This window comes from Vibrio sp. OPT46 (assembly GCF_015163535.1).
GTDB lineage: Bacteria > Pseudomonadota > Gammaproteobacteria > Enterobacterales > Vibrionaceae > Vibrio > Vibrio alginolyticus.
The window spans coordinates 1-289 of the sequence record NZ_JADDYG010000726.1 but is presented as its reverse complement, the minus strand read 5'-3'; the positions used below and the strand labels follow the sequence as shown (position 1 = coordinate 289).

Sequence of the window (289 nt, the reverse complement as noted above, 5' to 3'; positions counted from 1 at the left end):
TTGGTAGTCGTAGTAGCTCTAGTTCACACTTCTTTAACGACTTAACATACGACACTAGAGAACAACTTCCTTGGGCCTTAGGTGGTATCATTGACAAGCACAAAGTGTTACATCCAGCTTATGGTAAAAAATTCCTTATTTCGGATGGCCATATTCAAGGTGTGGAAGAAGGATACAACTACCTTACCGTATTAATGACAGAAGACTTTTCAAAGTCAATCACACAAGTTCGAGCGACTATCAGAGATGATTTGGGATATACCGATCATACTCATACAAAAGTCATTAA

Annotated in this window: 1 protein-coding gene; it reads left to right on the top strand. The window is 38.4% G+C overall.

Going from position 1 to position 289, the window contains the following annotated elements; all coding sequences use genetic code 11:
- A partial coding sequence (locus IQR33_RS36070) for a hypothetical protein (protein ID WP_193844189.1) occupies positions 1 to 289 on the top strand: 289 nt, incomplete at both ends.